Raw genomic sequence first — 22,850 nt, forward strand, 5'->3', positions numbered from 1 at the left:
GTGGGCGGCGGGTCAGAAATTACTATTTTTTGGAGGCTGGGCCGCCGGTTTTGCATATTGGGGCAGGCCGGCGCGGAGCGTGTCCATGCCGGCTTGCAGTCCGGCTTGCAGCCGCTCGATGTCGGAATCGAGGGAGATGAAGCGCAGCCCGTCCTCGTAGAATTGCCCGACGAATTCCGGGTTCACAAAATTGCCGCCGCCCGCGATGCCTCGCGCCTTTGCGCTTTTCAGGATGTGCCGCACGGCGTCGCGCACCGGACCCTCGACGAGGTTGTTTGGATGCCCCATCGATATGGCGAGGTCGGTGTTGCCGATGAACGCGACATCCAGCCCCGGCACCGCGAGGATGGAGTCGAGATTATCGAGCGCTTTTTGTGTCTCGATTTGGGCGACCAGGACCAGGTTGTCGTTGGCCATTCGTGTGTAGGCGTCGCGATCCTGCCCCTGAAAAAGCGTGTGCGGGCAACCGAAGGAGAGCCCGCGCCGGCCCTCCGGCGGATACTTCATCATGGCGAGCGCCTCGCGCACGTCCTCTGCGCTTTCGACCATCGGCACGACAATGCCGGCGACGCCGATATCGAGGACGGACTGGAAAAACTCGCGGCGCACGGCGGGCACGCGCACGAGCGGCTGGCAGCGGAATCCGCGAAAGCCGGGGATTATATAGGAGAGGTCGTGCATCGTGTAGGAGCAGTGCTCCATGTCGAAGATGGCGAAGTCGTAGCCCGCCGCGTCGAGGAGCGGGGCGAGGTTAGGGCTGCGAATTTCGCAGACGAAAATACCGGCGACGGCGCCCCCGTTTTTCAGGGAGGTCTTTAGCGAGATGGTTGGGTTTAGCATTGTGGAAAATTCTTTGCGGAGTGATTTGTGATTTCGCGGCGCGATCGAAAAAGCGGTTACTTGGCGGCGGGCTTTTTTTTCGGCGGCGGTTTTTTGAGCCACGGATTTTCGGGGTTTTTGCCGCTGACGGGTTTGCCGGGGATGGGCGGCAGTTTCGCCCGCACGTAAACGGCTTGGTGGCGGTTGTCGTCGAAGGTGAAATTGATCCATTGCAGGTCGGGCGTCACGTAGCCCTCGGGGTAGTGGACATTGCGCCCCGGGCCGTCCACGGAATCGGCGATGACGACGCGCTGGTAGGGCCATGTTTTCATGCCGTCGAAACTTATCCAAAGCGAGAGGGGCCAGCGGCTGTAGGGATTCGGATTGTGCAGCAGCGCGGTGGTCCAGTCGTTCACGCGGAGCAGGATTGTTTTTGAGGACGGGTTGGGGATGTCGGTTTTCTCGGCGAGCGCCGGCCATGTTTTGCCGCCGTCGAAGGAGTCGGCCCTGTATAAAAACGTGGCCTTGCCGCGCGTGCGCTCGGGCCGGATGAGCATGACGAGATGGTCCTTTTCCAACTCGGCAATGGTGTTCTCGGCCCAAAGATAAGTGTCGTCCGGAATGGGCAGCTTGATGTCGCCGTGCTCCGTGAAAGTCCTGCCGCCGTCGGTGCTGATGAGGACGCCGTTGCGCGAGTTTATGACCGGTGTCGGATAGGGCGTCGTTTCGTTGCCGGCCTTGTTGTTGCGGCGGACGACCTCGCTGTTGTGGTCGTTCAAGTTGCCGAGATAATGCTGGTAGGGAACGACGAGGTTTCCGCTTTGCGTCCAAATGTGCGAGCGCACGAATGTCGCCGCGCCGAGGCGGCCCGGAAGGAGCTCGGGGGTGTTCCACGTTTTGCCGTTGTTGTCGCTGGTCGCGACCCACGAGCGCCAGGAATTGCGCAGGTGCCCGGCGTGCGTGGAGAAAAACAGCATGATCTTTTGCCCGGAGACAATCGCCTCGGTGGGCAACTGGCCAATGTTGATGCCGGCGCGCTTAATGTTGGCGTCGAGCATTTGCATGGGCGACCAGGTTTTGCCTTCGTCCTCGCTGTAAATGACGGCCATGAAATTATTGGGATCGGGCTCCTTGTCGCCGCCGGTGGCGAACCAGATTGCGAGGCGTCCGTCGGGCATCACGCGGGTGACGACATCGCCGACGTGGCGGTTGGGAAGAATGCCGTCGTAGGCGACGACGACCTCGTCCCGCGCGGCGTCGAGCGCGGCCTGCCTGGCGAAGTCGGGCGCGCCGCCGGCGGTCAAAGCACCGGCGGAAAAAACGGCGCAAATGGCGGCCGCGGCAATCGCGGACAGCTTATGATTCAAAAACGAACGGGGTGTGCTCATCGGGTGGAGGGGATGTTGTTTCAAGTTGAGGTCGCGGAGTGGAAACTGCGCCGTGGCAGTGGACACCGCCTTGAAAGAACACCCCCGCCGGACGTTGCAAGCCGTAAGCATACTCCGGCCCCCATAATGCCCGATTCCTTGCAACATAATGTCCGGTTTTTGATAATTATAAAAATTATTTTACACCAACATTTTTATCACGGGAGCGATTATAATAGTGTTTTGCCTATGAATTTTGAAAACAATATAAACATTTTTATTCTTTCACCGTTTTATTATTCGTGTTTGGTTTCGTTCGTTTTGAAATCAGTTTAATCAACAAAAACGCCGACATGCTCTTTCGCGAACTCTCGGATTTCCGCGCCACGATAGAAGGATTCGGGGCGCGCCACGCCGCAAAGCGCGTCGGGGAGAACCCCGCGCTCATGGGCAATCTCAACGAGATTCTCAAGCGGCTCGCCGATGCCGCGAGGCGCGGCAACTACCCCGCGTTTCGCGAGGCCGACAAGCGGCTCCACCAGGCGATCATGGAGACGTCCGGCATCCCGGGCCTGGCCGACGCGTGGCGGATCATCTGGGAAAAACTGGCCGCGTTTCACCAGCGCCAGTTTTACGAGGGCGTGCCCGATTTGCGAACGCACATCGGCGAGCACACCTATTTGGTGGAGGCGATCGGGATGCGCGATCCCGCGGCGGCGGAGGACGCGGCGCGCAGCCATATCGAGGCGAGTTGGGTGCGCATGGCGGCGACACGCGGAACAGGCGCCGCGAGCAATGCGCTGCACCTGGCGTCGGCGTATATGTCGTCGCACCTGCAGTATCAACTGCGGCTTGACGACGTGGCGGCGCGGGTTGCCTTTACCAGCCCCGGAAACCTTTCGCGTTTGTTCAGGCAGCAGCATGGCATGGGGTTTCAAGCCTACTTGCAGCGCCTGCGCATGGCGAAGGCCGCCGAGTTGCTGGCAAGCACAAACCTGCCCGTCACGACGATCACGCGCCGCGTGGGCTATCGCAGCCCGTCGCTTTTCGCCCAGCATTTTTTCCGGCATTACAGCCAGCGCCCGAGGGAATGGCGGAAGGAGAAAAAAACAGGGCTGCGCGCGGATTGAAAATTTTGGGGACGGCGAAGTGCAGGCACATCGAAGCGAGCGTGTTTTTGTAGCGCGGACTGCCAAGTCTGCCGGTTTGAGAATCGTTTCGGAGGCAGACTTGGCAGTCTGCGCTACGATTTGGCCAGCGCGTCGATTTCGGCGAGGAGGCGCCGCCGTTTCGTCTCGCTGATTTGCGCGACTCCGAATCCGTTGCGGGCGAGTTGGGCGAGCTCGGGTTTTGTGAATTTGGCCTCGGCCGCCAGCGCCGCGTATTCGTCGGTGAGCGTGTTGTTGAACACGAGCGGATCGTCGGTGCTCAGGGTGCAGCGGATGCCGGCTTTCATGTAGGCGCGGATGGGATGCTTGCGGATTGAGGGCACCACGCCGAGGCGCACGTTGCTGATCGGGCACATGTCAAAGGTGACTCCGCGGTCGCGCGCGAGGGCGACGACTTCGGGATCCTCGATGGCGCGCGTGCCGTGCTGGATGCGCGTGACGCCGAGCTTTACGATCGCCTCGCGCACGCGGGCGGCGCCGTCGAACTCGCCCGCGTGGGCCTTGGTGATTTTTCCGGCGGCGCGCATGCGCTTCCACACGCGCGAGGTCCATGCCTCGGTGGGCAGGGTTTCGAGTCCATGCAGGTCGACGCCGGTGATGTTGTCACAGTCGGCGATGCCGTCGATCACGGCGCGCATCGGGCCGCGATAGTCGTTGCGAAGCATGCCGACGAAGACGCGCACTTCGAGCCCGCGCGGTGCGGCGGAGAGGATTGCGGCGGCAATTTCGGAGGGCGGGATTTTCAGGAAATGCGTCGCGGCGAGGTGGAAGCTCGTCTCGACGTAGCGGACGTTTTGCGCGGTGTGTTTTGCGAAGATCGCCTTCGCGCCCTCATAATAGCGCTCGGTGCTTGTGAACCAGGGGAGCGCGTGGCCGAGCAGGATTTCGTCGAAGCGCTCGAACTTTCGGATGCGGTGGCGCGGCGCGTGGAAAAACGGGTTCGCGGGGTATTCGCGCGGTTTCCATTTGCGGAGCACCTGATAGGGCAGGGCGCCCTCGACGTGGAGATGCGTTTCGGTCTTGGGGAGGGCCCGGATGAATTTTTTGAGCGAGGGTGCGAGTTTGGTTTTTTGGGATGCGGGCTTCATTGGTTTTTCCGATGTGTCTAACGGGCCGTGGCGATTTTGAAAATACAAAACCGGCAGGCGCGGAGTGAGCGCGCGGCTGCCGGTTTTTAATACGAGGGCGCGCGTCAGGCGCGCGCCCTGCGTGAATGTTGGTTGGGCTTAGCGGCCTTTGTTCACATCACCGATGAAGGTGTTGTGCGCGCCGGTGACTTTGCGCAGGGTGCCGCCGAGGAGCTTCATGCTGCTTTCGGTTCCGATGTATCCCCACTCCTTGGCGAAGCGGATGTTTTTGCGGACGGTGCCTTGCTGCTCGTCGAGAATCTTGAAGAAGTTTTCATAGTCCTTGGCGAGGGTCTGGCGGTTTTTGAGCGCGCCCATGTCGACGGCCTTGAACTTCCCGGCCATGTCGGCGATTTCCGCTGCGAGGGCATCGGCGGGATCGAGCAGGTCCTTCACCTTGGCAACGGCCTCGGCTTTTTGCGCGTCGGTTTTGCTTCCGGTGCCGGAGCCGACTTGGACGAGGCGCTGGTCCATGAGGATGTCCATCTGCTGTTCGCATTTGGCCATGATGTCGCGCATGTTGAGGATGTAGATGCCGATGGGGTTTTTCTTGAGGGCTTCGCGCTCGGCGGCGGAGGCGATCACTTCAGAGCGGCCGCCCATTTCGCCGGTGGCGCGCGCGATTTGCTGGACGAGCTCCTCGATGCGCGGCTTGAGGTCGAGGAATTTCTTGTGTTTGTCGTCCTTGTAATCCTCGGCCTTGTAGTAGTTGGTAAGCGTGCCGATGGCTTTGTTGAGCTCGGCGGCGCTGTCCTTGGCGAGCTTGATGCGGCTGTCGAAAAACTCACGGTCTTCCTTGGAGAAGGAGGAGGGCGCGGCGAGGTTGTTTTTTGCGAGTTTGTCGTAGGGATTGACGCCGATCAGCACCATGTTCCAGCGCGGTTTTTCGCCGGTCACGCCGTCGCGGGAGACCCACGAGGCGGAGGCCTCGGTGGTTTGCATGATTTTCTTCAGGGGTTCGCGGGCGAGCTTGTTGAAATCGACAAGCTTGTTGTGAAAGCCGATGGCTGCGTTGCCGGCCTTGTCGCCGGAGCCGGAGCTGGAGCTGCCGGAGGAGGATGATTTTTTGCCGCAGGCCGAGAGCACGAGCAAGCCGCACAACGACGCGAGCAGCAGGGGGAGGAATTTGCGTGTGTTTTGCATGATTAGAGAACCAGACGTTCCTTTGCCCGGCTAAATGTGTCAAGAATCCGTAAAGAAAATGGAAACGCGGTTTGTTTTTCCACATTTGTGAGAAAAATTAATAAAGAACGCGTCCGCGCTAGAACCGCGCCTTCTATCGGGCAAAAACGGTTTGTGTTCGGGGGAAACGGACATATCGTGAATGTATCAAAAAATTGCGCCGCCGCACGCGCGGTCGCACGGTTCAAATCAACAACATATCACAACAAAACCCACATTCATCATGCCCATACAAGTTGGTTCAAAAGCGCCTGATTTCTCACTCAAATCGAAAAATGCCGAGGGCATCGTCGTTGACGTCAAACTCAGCGACAACTTTGGCAAGCGGCAGACGGTTCTGCTCTTTTTCCCTCTCGCGTTCACGAGCGTTTGCACGCGCGAGATGTGCGACACTTCCGGCGGCCTCGCCGAATACCAAAATCTCGGCGCCGACGTGATCGCGATCAGCGTCGACAGCCCGTTCGCGCAGGATGCGTGGGCCCGGGCGAACGGCATCAAGCTCAAGCTCGCCTCCGATCTCAACAAGACGGTCGCCACCGCCTACGACGTGCTGCTCAAGGACCTGAACGGTATCGGAAGCACGGCCGCGCGCGCGGCATTCGTCATCGGCAGGGACGGCATCGTGAAATACGCCGAGCAGACACCCACGCCGAAAGACCTGCCCTGTTTCCCCGCGATCAAGGACGCGCTCGCGAAATAATTTTTCATTGATTATTGCGCAAACCGGTCTGCCGGATCAGACAGACCGGTTTAATTTTTCGTTTTCCACTTCCAGTTTCCGACACATGACCACGCCAGCAAATCCCTTCGACACACTGCAAACTTTCGCCGCCAACGGCGCATCGCACCGCTTCTACTCGCTGCCCGCGCTTGAGGCCGCCGGCGCGGGGCGCATCTCGAGACTGCCGGTTTCGATCCGCCTCGTGCTCGAGTCGCTCCTGCGCAACTGCGACGGCAAACGCGTCACCGAGCAGGCGATCCGCGAGCTCGCGGGGTGGAGCGCGAAGGCGCCGCGCACGGAGGAGATCCCCTTCGTCGTCGCGCGAATCGTGTTGCAGGATTTCACCGGCGTGCCGCTCCTCGTCGACCTCGCCGCCATGCGCGCCGCCGTCGCGCGCCTCGGCAAGAATCCGAAAATCATCGAGCCGCTAGTGCCCGTCGATCTCGTGGTTGATCACTCCGTGCAGGTTGATTTCGCCGGCACGCCCGAGGCCTACGCGCGCAACCTCGACATGGAGTTCAAGCGCAACCGCGAACGCTACCAATTCCTCAAGTGGGGCATGCAGGCGTTCGACACGTTCAAGGTCGTTCCTCCCGGCATCGGCATCGTGCACCAGGTGAACCTTGAATACCTCGCCAAGGGCGTGCTCGCCGATTCCGCGAACGATATTTATTATCCCGACACGCTCGTCGGCACCGATTCGCACACCACGATGATCAACGGACTCGGCATCGTCGGCTGGGGTGTCGGCGGCATCGAGGCCGAGGCCGGCATGCTCGGCCAGCCCGTTTATTTTCTCACGCCCGACGTCGTCGGCGTGCACCTCACCGGCGCGCTCCGCGAAGGCGTCACCGCCACCGACCTCGCGCTCACCATCACGCAAATGCTCCGCAAGGCCAAGGTCGTCGGCAAGTTCGTCGAGTTTTACGGTCCCGGCGCCGCCGCGCTGCCCGTTGTTGACCGCGCGACAATCGCCAACATGGCGCCCGAATACGGCGCGACGATGGGCTTTTTCCCGATCGACGCCGAGTGCGCAAATTACCTCCGCGCCACCGGTCGCGACGAAAAACAAATCGCGCTCTACGAAGCCTACTACCGCGCGCAAAATCTCTGGGGCATCCCGCAGCGCGGCGACATCGACTACTCGACCGATCTCGAGCTCGACCTCGCCAGCGTCGTTCCGAGCGTCGCCGGTCCGAAACGCCCGCAAGACCGCATCGAGCTTCCGAAACTCAAGGAGGAGTTCGCCGCCGTGTTTTCAAAACCCGTCGCCGAGGGCGGCTTCGGCAAAAGCGCGGAAGAATTGAAAGACAAGAATGTAGAAGTCAGGAGTCAGGAGTCAGAAGTCGGAGGGGCGCTTTCGCGCCAGACTGATTCCGCGAAGCCGGAGGGCTCGTCTCCTGGCTCCTCTACTCTCCGCCACGGTTCCGTGCTCATCGCCGCGATCACGAGTTGCACAAACACCTCCAACCCGAGCGTCATGCTCGCCGCCGGCCTGCTCGCGAAAAAAGCCGTCGAGCGCGGACTCAAGCCGCACCCCGCCGTCAAGGCCTCGCTCGCGCCCGGTTCGCGCGTAGTCAGCGATTACCTCGCCAAGGCCGGACTGCAAACCTACCTCGACCAGCTCGGCTTCGACCTCGTCGGCTACGGCTGCACCACCTGCATCGGCAACTCCGGCCCGCTCGACGCGCGCATCGAGGACGCCGTTGTGAAAAACGACCTCGTCGCCGCCTCCGTCCTCTCCGGCAACCGCAACTTCGAGGCGCGCGTGCACCAAAACATCAAGGCCAACTTCCTCATGTCGCCGCCGCTCGTCGTCGCCTTCGCGCTCGCGGGCCGTGTTGACATCGACATGGGCAGCGAACCCATCGCGACCGACGCCGCCGGCAAACCCGTTTACCTGCGCGACCTCTGGCCCACGCTGCAAGAGATCCGCGACCAGATGCAGACCGCGCTCAAGCCCGAAGTCTTCCGCAAACTCTACACCGACTTCGCCGCGCAAAATCCCAAGTGGAACGAAATCCCCGCGACCGCCGGCGACGCCTACTCGTTCGACGAAAGCTCGACCTACATCCAGGAGCCGCCCTTCTTCGCCGGCTTCTCGCTCGAGCCCGGCACGATCAGCGAAATCCACGGGGCGCGCCCGCTCGGCATCTTTGGCGACTCCGTGACGACCGACCACATCTCGCCCGCCGGCGCCATCAAGAAAACCTCGCCCGCCGGAAAATACCTCCTCGACCACGGCGTCGCCTGGGAGGATTTCAACAGCTACGGCTCGCGCCGCGGCAACGACCGCATCATGACGCGCGGCACCTTCGCCAACGTCCGCATCAAAAACCTGATGCTCGGCGGCGAGGAAGGCGGCAACACGCTCTACTCGAAAACGCCGGCCGGCGCGCCCGAAAAAATGTCGATCTACGACGCCGCGATGAAATACGCCGCGGACAAAACGCCGCTCATCGTGATTGCCGGCCAGGAATACGGCACCGGCAGCTCGCGCGACTGGGCCGCGAAAGGCACGAACCTCCTCGGCGTGAAAGTGGTCGTAGCGCAAAGCTTCGAGCGCATTCACCGCAGCAACCTCGTCGGCATGGGCGTGCTTCCGTTGCAATTCAAGGAAGGCGTGACCGCGCAAACGCTCAAGCTCGACGGCAGCGAAACCTACGACGTGCTCGGCCTCGACGGCGGCATCAAACCGCAGCAAGACCTGACGCTCCGCATCACGCGCAAAGACGGCGCGGTGGAAAACGTCCCCGTCCGCTGCCGCATCGACACGCCCATCGAGATCGAATACTACCAGCACGGCGGCATCCTCCCGTATGTGCTGCGGCAGATCGTAGGCCAAAATTAAGCCTGTTATTTGGACGGAATTAACAGAATGGACAGAATGCAAACCAAGCGAAGAATTCATTCTCTCCAGTCTGTTAATTCTGTCCGAAAATTTGTCTGACGATTCGCGACCTCTTGCGAAGGAAAAACTAAAATCCAATGCCGGAAACCGCAAAACCAGTTTATCTTGTCGACGCCTATTCCGATCCGGTTGTGATACGCATCACCGGACGCGCCTCGTTTCAAAACAGCGCGACAATAAACGATTTTATTTCGGAGTGCATGCGGCAGGGGAAAACCCATTTCGTGATCGATTTCCAAAACTGCGAGAGCATGGACAGCACCTTTCTGGGCGTGCTCGCGGGCGCGGCGTTAAAGTTGCGCAAGGGCGATTCCGGCTCGCTGGTGCTGGCGCGCATGGGCAAGCGCAATCTCGAACTCGCGCGCAACCTCGGTTTGCAGCATTTGGCGACGGTGGAGTGCGGCGATTTTCCGATGAACTTCGGCGCGCCAAACACACCGCTTTCGGCCAGGGCGATGACGGAACTCGACCACGCCAGGCTCGCGCTCGAAGCGCACGAAAACCTTCTCGCCGCCGACGAGGGCAACCGTTCGAAATTCCAGGATGTGGTCGCGTTCCTGAAAAACCGCGTCGAGCAAAAATAAGCGCAAAAAAATGCGCCGGGGTATGCTTGCCCTGGCGCTAAAATGTGGCCCGCCTTTGGGGCGTGACTTGACTCCGGATATTTACTTGAGCGCGGCGGTCACCATCGGGCGCAGCATCTTGGTCCAAACGGCGTAGCCGGCCTCGTTCATGTGCAGCTTGTCGGCGAGATAATATTCCGGGCGCACGTTGCCCTCGGGCGTGAGGATGTGGTCGTTCATGTTGAGAAACGTCAGCTTCGGGTCGGAGTGGCAGAACGCGGAGAGGTAGGTGTTTGCCAGCGCGATTGTGGAGCGCTGCATCATGCGGCTCTCGGTGAAGGGGATCGAAATATAAATCAACTTGGTTTCGGGCAGCTTCTTGTGCAGCTCGGCGCAGAACGCGCGGAAGTCCGATGCCACCTCCTCCGCCGTTTCCCAGGCGTTGATATCGTTGCCGCCACTGAAAAAGACGATTAGACGCGGTTTCGCCGGCATCACGAGCTTGTCAAAATAATACGTGCAGTTTGCGATCCGCGAGCCTCCGAATCCGCGGTTGCGCACGGGCACGCCGGGGAAATCCTCTGCGAGCGTTTTCCACAAACGGATGCTCGAGCTGCCGAGGAACAGCACGCCGCCTTGCACGGGCGGGTTTTCGCGATCCTGCTTCTCGAACGCGGCGATGTCCTTTTTCCAGCGTTCGTGCCTTGGGTTGACGGCCGCCAGCGAGATCGCATGGGCGAGAGTTAAAAACAGGGCGACAGTCAGGAATGCTTTTTTTGGGAGTGTTTTCATAAGATTCGGGGAAAGTCATTATTGTTGTTAATAGCTTTTGAAAACACCCAATTTTTTCGAACTTTCGACGGGGAAGGGTTGCGCGCGCGCATGACAGGGCAGACTTTGGACCCATGAACAAACAACCCTCGCGGATCACCCGCCGCGCCGCGATTAAAACACTCGGCGTGTCCGCCTCGCTGCTCGGCCTCAAGCTTTTCTCACCTGAACTTGGCGCCGCGCCCTCGGGGTCGTCCGCTCCCAAATCCGGCGTCACTTATCCTTTCGCGCTTCCGCCGCTCGGTTTTGATTACGCCGCGCTCGAGCCGCACATCGACGCGCGCACGATGGAGATTCATCACGGCAAGCACCATCAGGCCTACGTCACCAACGCCAACAACGCGCTCGCCTCGCACCCCGCGCTTCAAAAGCTCGACATCGCGGAACTGCTTTCGCGCATCAACGGCGGCGCCATCGACGAGCCGCTTCGCACCGCGTTGCGCAACAATGTGGGCGGTCACGCCAACCACGCATTTTTCTGGCGGATACTTGCGCCGCGAGCAAAAGGCTCCGCGCCGGCGTCCGGCGAAAACGCGCTGCGCCTCGCCATTGAAACCACCTTTGGCGGCCTCGCCGCATTCAAGGCGCAATTCGCCGACGCCGCCATGAAGCGTTTCGGCAGCGGCTGGGCGTGGCTCGTCGTGTCACGCGAGACGGGCAGGCTCGCGATCACCACATCCGCGAATCAGGACTCGCCGCTTCTTTCCGGGGATGTTCCCGTGCTCGGCCTCGATGTGTGGGAGCATGCGTATTATTTGAAATACCAGAACCGCCGCGCCGACTACATCGCCGCATTTTGGAATGTCGTCAACTGGTCGCGCTGCGGCGAATTTTATGCCGCGGGCCGCCCGTAGGTGACGGCCGCGGGATTGCCCGCCCCAAATCGCCTGTTTTACAAAAAGCAGACTTGGCAGTTTGCGTCGCGATCCATTTAAGAGGCCGTTGTTTTGAAAAAACTCACCCTCGCCACCCGAAAAAGTCCCCTTGCGCTTGCCCAAGCCGAATTGGTCGCGGCTCGTTTGCGCGCCTGTCTTGGCGTGGAGGTCGGGCTGCTCAAGGTTGTGACGACCGGCGATCAGCGTGTCGAATGGTCGCTCGAGGAACGCGGCGGCAAGGGCCTCTTCACAAAGGAGCTCGAGCACGCGCTTTTTAATGGCGACGCCGATATCGCGGTGCATTCCACAAAGGATCTTCCCGGTGACATGCCCGCGGGGCTGGCCATCGCGGGGTATCTTCCGCGTGCCGATCCGAGCGATGTGCTTGTGCTCCGCGCCGGCGTCACCACGCCGAAAACAATCGCCACCGGCAGCCCGCGCCGGCGGCTGCAAATCGCGAAACTTTTTCCCGGCGCGCAGTTCACCCAGATTCGCGGCAACGTGGACACGCGCCTGCGCAAAATCGCTGATGGCGAGGCCGACGCGACCATCCTTGCCGCCGCGGGACTCGCGCGCCTGCGCATCGGCAACTGGCCCGGCGTGGAGTTTCACGCGCTTGGATTTGAGACCATGGTTCCCGCTGTCGGCCAGGCTGCGATTGGCGTGCAATGCCGCGAGGCCGACGTCGCGAAATACGCCCCGCATTTTGACGCGGAAACCGCGCGACATATCGCTCTTGAGCGCGCCTTCCAATCCGCGCTTGGTGGCGGGTGTCACACCGCGCTCGGCGTCCATGCCGCGCGCGACACGCTGTGGTTTTTTCACGAGCAGACCGGTTCGCACAATCTTCCGCTTGCGCCTGATGATTTCAGCAATCCCGACGAAACCGCCCGCCGCGTGCTGGCGCGCTTGGGGCTTAATCTTTAGTCGAACTCAAACAAAACCAAATCCCAAAACATAACCCTCAAACACGATACCATTATGAAACGCAGAGACTTTATTAAACTCAGCTCACTGGCCGGGGTCGCGCTGGCCGTGCCCCATTCAGGCTTGCTCGCGAAAGTGGCGGACCGCAAGGGAGCTCGCCCGGCCGGCGCCGGATCGCTCGCGGAGGAATTTGTGAACGTTCCCGACTCGTCGCGCCCGGGCGGTTATTGGTGGTGGATCGACGGGCAGGTGGACAAGGCGGGCATCACGCACGACCTCGAGGAGTTCGCCGCGAAGGGAATCGGCACGGTGCTGTTCGTGAACTCCACAAACCTAGGCCCGGCGGACCGGCGGCTCAAGGGCGTGGCGTTTTTGTCCGGCGAGTGGATGGAATTATACAAGCACGCCGTGCGCGAGGCCGACCGGCTCGGCATCGAGTTCGGCGTGAACCTGAGCGGCGGCTGGTGCATGGGCGGACCGTGGATCGAGCCGCGTTATTCGGGGCGCTGGTTTTTGCAATCGCGGCATGTCATCGAGGGGCCGGCGAAGTTCGACGACGCGCTTCCGCTTCCGGGCGGCCGCGACGGTTACGACAAGGTTTTTAATCCGCCAGGCTACAAAGCCTACATCGACCTGCCTCTTGAAAAGCTCGATTACCGCGACACGTGCGTGGTGGCGTTTCGCGACGACGCGGGCGACGCGGCGCGCTTCACCGACAAGGAGCGGCTTGAGTTTCTCCCCGCCAAAACTAACCGCCGCGACGCAAGCAACCACGCGCTCTCGCGCGACGTGGTCGGCCCCACGCTCGGGGCGTGGCCGGCGCATTCCTCGGACAAGCCGATCGCGCCGGAGAATGTCGTTGATTTGACATCGAAGGTTTCCGCCGACGGACGCCTGCGGTGGGACGTTCCCGCCGGTCGTTGGGTGATCGTGCGCACGGGGCATCGCATGACCGGCTCGCGGCTCATGATCGCGCCGCCCGAGGCCGACGGCCTTTCGGTTGACTGGCTCGCGAGCAAGCCGGTGGACATTCAGTTCGAGAACATCGGCAAGAAGTTTTTGGAGGGCGGAAAAGTCAACGGACGCAACACGCTGAAATATTTTTGCAGCGACAGTTTCGAGGACGGTTTTCCGAACTGGACCGAGGATATTTTGAAAGAGTTCGAGGCGCGGCGCGGCTACGATCCGCGTCCCTACACGCCGGTGATGAACGGATTCATTGTCGGCAGCGCGGAAATCTCCGACCGCTTTTTGCACGACTACCGGAAGACGGTCGCCGATTGCATGGCCGACAGGCACTACGCCTACTTCGGCAAAAAGTGTCACGAGCTTGGCATGGAGGCGCAGCATGAGTCGGCGGGGCCGAGCCGCTCCGGCACGATGTGCATGGACTCGCTCAAGAACCTTGGCCGCGCGGATCGTCCGATGGGCGAGTTCTGGATGGGCACGCGTCACGACGAGCCCGGCGGCCTCGATCCCAAGCTCCGCTACGGCACCTCGCGCCTTGAGGAAGGCCAGAACAAGGTGACCAAAATGGTCGCGTCCGCCGCGCACATTTACGGCAAAAAAACGGCGTCGGCGGAATCGTTCACGACGATGCGCCACTGGCAGGATTATCCGGGCAACCTCAAGCAGCAGGCCGACCGCGCCTTCTGCGAGGGCATCAACCATTTCTCGATTCACACAACGACCGCCACCAAGTCCACACTCGGAAAACCGGGCTACGAATACTACGCGGGCACGCACTTCAACCCGAACGTGACCTGGTGGCACCACGCCGGCGCGTTCCTGAAATACATCGGGCGAAGCCAGCACCTGTTGCGCCAGGGATTGTTTGTCGCCGACGTGCTGTATTACAACGGCGACTGGGCGCCGAACATCGTTCCGCCCAAGCGCATCGATCCCTCGCTCGGCTTTGGTTTCGACTACGACGTGTGCAACGCCGAGGTGCTGCTCACGCGCCTCTCGGTGGCGAAGGATGGACGCCTCACGCTGCCCGACGGCATGAGCTACCGCGTGCTCGCGCTTCCCGAAACCGACCGCATGCCCGTCGAGGTGATGGAAAAAATAAAGGCGCTCGTAAAGGCGGGCGCTACGATCACCGGGCCTCGTCCGGAAAAAGATCCGGGCATGAAAAATTATCCCAAGTGCGATGCCGCCGTGAAAAAACTCGCGAGCGAAGTCTGGGGTGATTGCGACGGGAAAAACCGCACCGCGAACAAATACGGCCGCGGCCGCGTTTTCTGGGGCGTGACGCTGCGCGAGATTCTTGCGAAGGACGGCATCGGCCCCGATTTCGCCTGCGCCGAAAACACCGCCGCCGCCGACAAGTCCACCGGCGTCGCGCACGCGAGCCGCACGGGAATGGACTTCATTCACCGCAGCGTCCCCGGCAAAAACGGCGCGGAAATCTACCTCGTCGCAAACCAGTCGCCCCTCGCGCAAACGCAGGAGTGCGCCTTCCGCGTGACCGGCCGCGCGCCGGAAATCTGGAACGCGGTTGACGGCACCATGCGCGCCGCGGCGCACCGCGAGGAGCGCGGCCGCACGGTGGTGTCGTTGGATTTCGCGCCGTTCCAATCGTTCTTCGTTGTGTTCCCCGCGACGCCGTCCGCCCTCGCCCAAAAGGCCCGCGCGAAAAACTTCCCGCAATACGCCGACGCCGCCGAGCTGTCCGGCGCGTGGACGGTGAAGTTCGACCCCGCGTGGGGCGGTCCCTCGAAGGTTGAGTTTGCCGCGCTTGAGGATTGGACGAAGCGCTCCGAGCCGGGCATCAAGTATTATTCCGGCTCCGCGTTTTATACAAAACGCTTCGATTATAAAAAAGGCGCCCGCGACAAGGACGCGCGCGTTTTCATCGACCTCGGCACGGTTCGCGACATCGCCGGCGTGAAACTCAACGGCCATGATTTCGGCACCGTGTGGACATCTCCGTGGCGCGTTGATGTGACCGACTTCATCAAGGACGGCGCGAACACGCTGGAGATCGAAGTGGTCAACCAATGGCGCAACCGCCTCGTCGGCGACGCGATGCTGCCCGAGGAAAAACGCATCACCTACACCAACATCCCCGTTGATCCGAAAAAAATGCCGCTGCTCCCGTCCGGCCTGCTGGGCCCGGTGAAGCTGGTGCTCGGAACCTGACACAACGTTTGCACACCACGCGTGCGGAAGGAGCGGCAACATGGAGATCGCCGCTCCGTTCCGCACGCGTCATTATTGAGCATATCCTGTATCTCGCGCATCAACTTCACACGGGCTTAAAGAGTAGGGACGGTCACATCGCCTGTTTTCGAATTCAGGCATTTTTTGCATATAAAACATCATTGGGAGGATTCCCCGTTTTGCATCGATGCGATAAATTGGCCCGGGTTTTTCACACACTACTTTTGATTCGTCCCTATCATAACCGGACTCCATGCCATGAAACCAACCGCCGCCATCCTGTTCATTTGCCTGTTCGCCATCGCCTTTTTGCAGTCCGCCGCGACGGTTTGCGCCGCGCCCGCGGCATCGGTGCTCGAGCAGGGCTTTGTTCGCCCGCCCGACGCCGCGAAACCCTCGACGTATTGGTGGTGGTTCAACAGCAACGTCAACAAGACCGGCATCACGCGCGATCTGGAGGAGTTTCGCGCCAAGGGAATCGGCGGTGTCGTGCTCATCAATTCCACGATCGGCTTTGGCACGCGCCCGATTCCGCAGGGCCCCGCGTTTCTCTCGCCCGAATGGCGCGAGCTTTTCCGGCACGCGATGCGCGAGGCGCAGCGACTGGGCATTGAGGTGGGCATCAACCTGAGCACCGGCTGGTGCATGGGCGGGCCGTGGATCAAGCCGGAGGACTCCGGCCGCTGGTTCTTGCAATCGACGCTGAGCGTGACGGGGCCGAAAAAATTCTCAGGCGCGCTGCCGCTGCCCGGCAACCGCGACGGTTACGACGGCGCGCGCCATTTGTTTGTCAAAAATTACGTGGACCTGCCGCTTGATCAACTGGATTACCGCGATACAAAAATCATCGCGTTTCCCGAACCCGATCAGGCGGCGAAAGCCATGTCGTTTTCAGGCGAGCGCTTGAGTCTGCTTCAGGCGAAAAGCAACCGTCTCGACGCGAGCAGCCACGCGTATGCGCGGGAGGTCATGACGCCGGTGCGCGTGCCGTGGAAGAGTGAGCGCGGCGACCTGCCGCTCGCCGCAAACAACGTGATCGACCTCACGGACAAAGTCGGCGCGGACGGACACCTCGAATGGGACGTGCCGCCGGGGCGTTGGGTGATTTTGCGCACGGGCCATCGCATGACCGGTGCGCGCACGGCCTATGCGCTGCCCGAGGCCGACGGATTGGAGATCGACTGGCTGAGCGCGCGCGGCGTCGAGGCGCAGTTCGCGCACCTCGGAAAAATTTTCCTCGAGGAAACCGCGGCGGCCGGCGTGCGCACGGGCGTGAACGGCACGCTTAAGTTTTTTCACGACGATAGTTTCGAGGACGGTTTTCCAAACTGGACCGCCGACATTCTCGAACAATTTCAACGCCTTCGCGGCTACGACGCGACACCCTACCTGCCGGTTTTTGCCGGGCGCATCGTTGGAAGCGCGGAGATTTCCGACCGCTTTCTCCACGACTATCGCCGCACGGTCGCCGACCTCATGGCCGACGAGCATTACAAGCGTTTCGAGGCGCTGTGTCGCGAACACGGCATGGAGGCGGAGTCCGAGGCCGCCGGTCCGAGCTGGTCGGCGACGATGTGCATGGACGCGTTAAAAAATCTCGGACGCGTGAGCAGGCCGATGGGCGAGTTCTGGCAGGACAACTACCGCTTTGTGCAAAACGGCCAGAACCAAGTGGGCAAAATGGTCGCCACGGCGTCGCACATTTACGGCAAAAAAACGGCGTCGGCGGAGGCGTTCACCACATTCGCGCACTGGAGCGATGATCCCGCCGCGCTCAAGCCCACCGCCGATCGCGCGTTTTGCGAGGGCATTAATCGCTTCGTTTTTCACACCTCCACGGCCACCCGCCCGGAGGACGGCAAGCCCGGTTACGAATACGGCGCCGGCACGCACTTCAACCCGAACATCACTTGGTGGGAGCAGTCGGGTGCGTTTCTCGACTACCTCGCGCGATGCCAGCATTTGCTCCAAAGCGGGTTGTTCGCGGCCGATGTGCTTTATTACAACGGCGACTGGACCCCTAACATTGTCGAGCCCAGGCACACGCCGCCCGGACTCGGCGAGGGCTACGACTACGATGTGTGCAACACCGACGTATTGCTCACGCGCCTTTCCGTGTCGCCGGAAAACGGAAAACTCGTGATGCCCGACGGCATGAGCTATCGCGTGCTTGTGCTGCCGAAGACTGACCGCATGCCGCTCGAGGTTGCGCGAAAAATACGCGACCTTGTGCAAGCAGGCGCCACGGTGATCGGCCCGCCCCCGGCGCAGACGCCCGGGCTTGGCGGCTATCCGCAATGCGATGACGAGGTGCGCGGCATCGCCGCCGCCGTGTGGGGCTCCTGCGACGGCGCGACCCGCGTGGAAAACCGGTTCGGGCGCGGGCGCGTTTTTTGGGGAATGAGCGAGCGCGCGGTGCTCGAGCGCGACGGGGTGTATCCTGATTTTGAATACAATGCGGGGGCGGGGCCGCTCGACTGGATACACCGCGCGCTGCCTGGCGCGGATGGAGGCGCGGAGATTTATTTTGTGGTCAACCGCAACGCGCGCCCGGTTCGCGCGGAGTGCTTGTTTCGCGTGGCCGGTTTGCAGCCGGAAATATGGGATCCCGTCACCGGCGAACGCCGCGCCGCCACCGAGTGGTGGGGCGAGGGTGGGGGAGCGTCCGCCCGCGCCAACGTGCCGCTCGCGCTCGCGCCGCATCAATCGCTGTTCGTTGTTTTCAGAAAACCCGCCCCGGCAAATCCCCGTCCGCAACGCGTGGCGAGCCGCTTCAACACGCTTCCACTTGCGCCCGCGCAGGAAATCACGGGCGCGTGGACGCTGGCGTTTGACCCGGCTTGGGGCGGCCCGGCGAAAGTCGAGTTTTCCGGCCTGATGGACTGGACGCTGCATCGCGACGAGGGCATCCGCCATTATTCCGGCACGGTCACTTACACCAAGCGTTTTGACCTCGTATTTGAGGTGCCGGAAGGCCGCCGCATCGTTCTTGATCTCGGTGTCGTGAAAAATCTCGCGGTCGTGCGCCTGAACGGCGTCCCGCTGGGCACGGTCTGGACGGCACCGTGGCAGGTGGACATCACCGAGGCGCTCAAACGGACGGGCAATGTGCTGGAAATCGACGTGGTGAACCTCTGGCCGAACCGATTGATCGGCGACAAATACCTGCCCGCCTCGCAAAAACTGACGCGCACCAATATCCCGCTCAAGGACGATGCCGCGCTCCTCCCGTCAGGCCTGCTCGGCCCCGTCTGGATATTGCGGGAAAACCGCTGAATGCCCCTTCGGTTTTCCTTTGGCGCGAGCAGTCGCCGAGCGCGCGGGTGAGATGCATATATTGTATGCGCCATTGTGGGCATATCCTGTATTCCACGTGAATGCCCGGCATATTGTCGGCGGGCGTTCCCCTGTGCGTTTCACTTGAGAATGCAATTATTCTGCAGTGATTTTCGGAGAGACACTATTTTCCCAAGGGAGAAATGTATTATTTCTGATGTTGGGCATTTTTTGTATATAAAAAATCATTGATAGGATTCTCCAATATATGGCTATGCGATAAGCTTTGGGCAGATTTTTCATAAATTGATTTCCCCGATCCCCGTCATTTGTGCCTCCCCCGAGCAGCCGTCTCGTCCAAATAGCCAAAATAATTCATCCCGCGCTTTCAGTAAAAATTTTGCGAATAAACCCAAACATAAACAATCCCATGAACACTAAAAAATACCTCCGGCTTGGGCTCGTCCTCGTATCGGGCCTGGTTATCATTCCCCATGCTCTTGTTGCGCAAGCGGTCGCACCCGTGCCCGCGGCACAATCACAGGCGCCTGTGAACGTCACCGCTGCTGAGCGCGTGTCGGCGGGCGATGAAGTTGTCGAGTTGAGTCCGTTCGTTGTGCAGGGAGAGCGGGACACCGGGTATGCCGCCACCGACTCGCTGGCCGGCACGCGGTTTCGCACTCCGCTCAAGGACATTGCCGCGTCAATCAGTGTCGTGACCAAGGATTTGATGGACGATCTCGGCGCCAACACACTTGAGGATTTGCTCATATACACACCCGGCACCGAGGTCATGGGCATTGGCGGAAACTATTCCGGTTCCTACAGCAAGTCGGACGGCTCGCAGAACTTCGAGGATCAGCGCGACTCCGCAACGACCACCACCCGCGTGCGCGGTCTCGCCGCGGCGGACCAGACGCGCAATTTTTTCCTCAGTCCATACATACCGATGGACGGTTACAACACCCAGAGTGTCACGGTGAATCGCGGCGCCAACGCCATCCTCTTCGGATTTGGCAGCCCGGCGGGCATCATAGAAAACTCGTTGATCGCGCCGATGTTTAAAAACCGCGGCAACGCGCGCTTTTCCTTTGGCAGCTACGACACCTACCGGCTTTCACTCGACGTCGAGCGCGTGTTGGTAAAAGACAAGCTCTCCGTCCGCGTGGCCATGCTCGACGACAACCGCCGTTACGAGCAGGAGTTCTCATTCCGCGACCAGGAGCGGTATTACGGCGCCGTCACTTACAAGCCGTTCAAATACACATCACTCCGCGTCAACGCCGAGCACGGCCACATCGACCAGCGCATGCCGCGACTCGACCCGCCGCTCGACAGCCTGACCACTTGGTGGGATTTTGATCAGCCCACCCGAACAAACGATTTCACCGCCAAGAAAACCCTGGATCCCGCGCGCGGTGTGGAGACGGCCTATCAACGCGCCAACAACCTGGACGGCATGGCGGGCAACTGGAGCAGCAACCCCGCGCTGGTTTATTTTTCGGCGGATGACGCGGTGCATTCGGATTCCTATATCGGCTATGTCAATGTGCCCGCGGATTATATCGGCCTTAACAACGGCATCGGAACCTACCGTTTTCTGGCGCCGCGCAGTTCGCGCGAAATCGCGCAAAATGTCGCGCCCGTGGATCCGCTGGCCAACTTCACCGTGGCCAAGCAGATCACCGACCGTTCCATCTTTGACTACCGCACCTACATGATCGACGGTCCGAACAGCGGGCTGTGGATCGATTTTGACTCGGCGAACATCGCGGTCGAGCAGTTGTTCCGCGCCGGTCCCGGCGGCCGGGGCGGCGTCGAGGCGGTTTATGATTACCAGCACAGCACCTCGTCGATGCATCGCACGCTGAATGGCTATCGCGGAAACAACATATTCGTCGATGTAAACACAGTGACCATAGACGGGCGGCCCAACCCGAATTTCGGACGGCCATTCCTCTCCTCCAGCGGCATGTATAATCACATCGACAACAAGCTGAAGACCTGGCGCGGCACGGCGTTTTTCCAGTATGATTTTAATGAGCACGGAAACAACTTCCTCCTCAAGCTCCTCGGCGTTCAGAGTTTCAACCTCATGGGCTCGCGTTACAAGCGCGTGCAAAACCTTCGCTCTGGATATAATGCGGTGGTGGATCCCGCCTTCTCTGTCGGAACCGCGAACAACAACTCACTGGGCACTTACCGCAAGATAACCAACATCGTGTATCTCGGGCCCTCGCTTTACGGCGCGGACAGCGCGGCGGGCGCAAACCTGCCGGGCGTGCGTTCCACGATGGTGTTTCCCTCGTCGGTGGATGTCAGAACACTGAACCCCACGACGGGTTATGTTTGGGGCAAGCAGACCGTCCCCGTTTACACTTACGAGGACGATTACGCTTACACCACCAACACACGGCAGCGCGACATCAGCAAGGTCGAGTCCGTCGCCTTTGTCTGGCAGGGCAACTGGATGGACAACATGCTCGTCTCCACGCTCGGCTGGAGAAAAGACACGGACCGGACGCAAAAAGGCCCGGGCACCGGCAAGAGCATACCCGCTGATCCCATCACCAAAACGGTGAGCCTGAGCGTTCCCATGCCCATGGGTGATGTCATGGAGACCGAGGCGGACACATTCAGCTACGGCCTCGCGTTGCACGTGCCGCCGCGGTGGTTCGCGCGCATTCCAAGCAAGCCCACGCTTTCGCTGTATTATAACAAGTCGGAAAACTTCGACGTGGGCGCCGGCATGCGTGTCGATATTCTCGGCGATCGCATCTCGCCCCAGCAGGGCAAGACCAAGGAATACGGCTTCCGTGTTTCAGCGTTCGACAACCGTTTCAGCCTTCGGGCGACCTGGTATGAGACCACCCAAAACAACATGACCGACACGCGGGTGCAGGTGACGCTGAACCGTGTTTATGACTTGGAAATGCAGCTCATGGAAAACATGCCCAAGGCGCAACTTGATGCCGCCGGTTATGTAGGCTATGACAGCTCCGACGCCTCCAATCTCTTTCTCCGGTATCTCGCCAATTACCAATGGCGCGAATACAGTGTCAGGGACGACGGCACGCGCGACATCTCCGGTCCCGTCACCCCGTCGGGAATCGCGGCCACCACCCGTTCCGTTTCCAAGGGCGTGGAAATCGAGGCCGTGTTCAACCCCACCAAAAACTGGCGCATCATGTTTAACGCGGCCCGGCAAAAGGCCACGCGCGGCGAAACCAGCGCGTTGCTCGACGCGCTCATCTCCGACCGGCTTCCCCAGTGGCAGAATCCTGCGATATGGGAATTTGACCTCTCAACCGTGCAGCGTGTTGACCGTTATGTGACCCAATATATCACCGGCCCGATGACCACGGCCAAGCTCTCCAATGGCGAGTGGACGCCCGAGCTGCGCGAGTGGCGCGTGAATGTTGTCACCAATTACAACTTTGACCGCGAATCGTTCCTCAAGGGGTGGGGCATTGGCGGCGCCATGCGCTGGCAGGACAAGGTTGGCATCGGTTATCCTGTCATAGAGAATCCCGACTGGAAGACCGGCATGGCTGCCGCGGACAAGATGATCACCGATGTGAAAAACCCGTTCATGGGACCGTCGCTTACAACATTCGACGCCTGGTTGAGCTACCGGAGAAAAATCTGGAAAGGCATCGAATGGAAAATACAGCTCAACATAAGGAATCTCTTTAACAAAAACCTGTTCATCCCCGTGAAAGCGAACCCCGTGACATTGAATGACATCAATACCTACGAGGTCGCGGCCTATCGCATCGGCGCCGAGCGGACGTATGAAATCACATCGACGTTCTCCTTCTGAGCAACGCGCTTAAGGTAACGAATCGGTTTTCCAGGCAAATGCGGAAAACACAGGAGACTCGATTGGTGCAAGACGTTGCAAGCAACGCCTTGCA

At 60.6% G+C, this 22,850-nt stretch carries 14 protein-coding genes; 9 read left to right on the forward strand and 5 right to left on the reverse strand.

What is annotated here, in order from left to right; translation table 11 throughout:
- Nucleotides 1-12: 12 nt before the first annotated feature.
- Both CKA38_RS10250 and CKA38_RS10255 read right to left on the reverse strand, forming a co-directional pair.
- Complete coding sequence (locus CKA38_RS10250; protein ID WP_161554847.1) at nt 13-840, reverse strand: HpcH/HpaI aldolase family protein; 828 nt, start codon at nt 838-840, stop codon at nt 13-15.
- 56 nt (nt 841-896) lie between these two features.
- A complete protein-coding gene (locus CKA38_RS10255; protein WP_152032794.1) occupies nt 897-2,207 on the reverse strand; it encodes a sialidase family protein in 1,311 nt (436 codons plus the stop codon).
- A 332-nt stretch (nt 2,208-2,539) separates the two neighbouring features.
- Here CKA38_RS10255 and CKA38_RS10260 point away from each other — a divergent pair, with 332 nt between their 5' ends.
- Nucleotides 2,540-3,316 carry an FCD domain-containing protein gene (locus tag CKA38_RS10260; RefSeq protein ID WP_152032795.1) on the forward strand — a complete coding sequence of 259 codons (777 nt, stop codon included), beginning with the start codon at nt 2,540-2,542 and terminating at the stop codon, nt 3,314-3,316.
- Between the two features lie 113 nt (nt 3,317-3,429).
- Here the strand turns inward: CKA38_RS10260 and CKA38_RS10265 are convergent, their stop codons facing one another.
- On the reverse strand, nt 3,430-4,443 hold the full coding sequence (locus CKA38_RS10265; RefSeq protein WP_108825388.1) for an adenosine deaminase family protein: 1,014 nt from the start codon (nt 4,441-4,443) through the stop codon (nt 3,430-3,432).
- A gap of 138 nt (nt 4,444-4,581) precedes the next feature.
- Nucleotides 4,582-5,625, reverse strand: coding sequence for a YiiG family protein (locus CKA38_RS10270; protein ID WP_108825389.1), 1,044 nt, complete (start codon nt 5,623-5,625; stop codon nt 4,582-4,584).
- Nucleotides 5,626-5,887: 262 nt separating this feature from the next.
- Between CKA38_RS10270 and CKA38_RS10275 the strand changes: the two genes are divergently transcribed.
- The 3 genes from CKA38_RS10275 (at nt 5,888) to CKA38_RS10285 (ending at nt 9,880) form a co-directional block, all read left to right on the forward strand.
- Entirely contained in the window at nt 5,888-6,364 is a 477-nt protein-coding gene (locus CKA38_RS10275; protein ID WP_108826540.1) for a redoxin domain-containing protein, read from the forward strand.
- Nucleotides 6,365-6,449: 85 nt separating this feature from the next.
- Nucleotides 6,450-9,236: an aconitate hydratase AcnA gene (gene acnA / locus CKA38_RS10280; protein ID WP_108825390.1), complete on the forward strand. Its 2,787-nt coding sequence runs from the start codon at nt 6,450-6,452 to the stop codon at nt 9,234-9,236.
- 137 nt (nt 9,237-9,373) lie between these two features.
- Entirely contained in the window at nt 9,374-9,880 is a 507-nt protein-coding gene (locus CKA38_RS10285) for an STAS domain-containing protein (protein WP_108825391.1), read from the forward strand.
- A gap of 81 nt (nt 9,881-9,961) precedes the next feature.
- Here the strand turns inward: CKA38_RS10285 and CKA38_RS10290 are convergent, their stop codons facing one another.
- A complete protein-coding gene (locus tag CKA38_RS10290; protein WP_108825392.1) occupies nt 9,962-10,651 on the reverse strand; it encodes a GDSL-type esterase/lipase family protein in 690 nt (229 codons plus the stop codon).
- A 113-nt stretch (nt 10,652-10,764) separates the two neighbouring features.
- Between CKA38_RS10290 and CKA38_RS10295 the strand changes: the two genes are divergently transcribed.
- The 5 genes from CKA38_RS10295 (at nt 10,765) to CKA38_RS10315 (ending at nt 22,756) form a co-directional block, all read left to right on the forward strand.
- Entirely contained in the window at nt 10,765-11,544 is a 780-nt protein-coding gene (locus tag CKA38_RS10295) for a superoxide dismutase (RefSeq protein ID WP_108825393.1), read from the forward strand.
- Between the two features lie 93 nt (nt 11,545-11,637).
- Nucleotides 11,638-12,492 carry a hydroxymethylbilane synthase gene (hemC, locus tag CKA38_RS10300; RefSeq protein WP_108825394.1) on the forward strand — a complete coding sequence of 285 codons (855 nt, stop codon included), beginning with the start codon at nt 11,638-11,640 and terminating at the stop codon, nt 12,490-12,492.
- 54 nt (nt 12,493-12,546) lie between these two features.
- Nucleotides 12,547-15,636 (forward strand): glycosyl hydrolase, encoded by a 3,090-nt coding sequence (locus tag CKA38_RS10305; protein ID WP_108825395.1) that lies wholly within the window; start codon nt 12,547-12,549, stop codon nt 15,634-15,636.
- A gap of 279 nt (nt 15,637-15,915) precedes the next feature.
- Nucleotides 15,916-18,933, forward strand: a complete 3,018-nt coding sequence (locus tag CKA38_RS10310) for a glycosyl hydrolase (RefSeq protein WP_108825396.1) — start codon at nt 15,916-15,918, stop codon at nt 18,931-18,933.
- Nucleotides 18,934-19,363: 430 nt separating this feature from the next.
- Nucleotides 19,364-22,756, forward strand: coding sequence for a TonB-dependent receptor plug domain-containing protein (locus CKA38_RS10315; protein ID WP_108825397.1), 3,393 nt, complete (start codon nt 19,364-19,366; stop codon nt 22,754-22,756).
- The last annotated feature ends 94 nt before the right edge of the window (nt 22,757-22,850 follow it).

This window comes from Ereboglobus luteus, assembly GCF_003096195.1.
Lineage (GTDB): Bacteria > Verrucomicrobiota > Verrucomicrobiia > Opitutales > Opitutaceae > Ereboglobus > Ereboglobus luteus.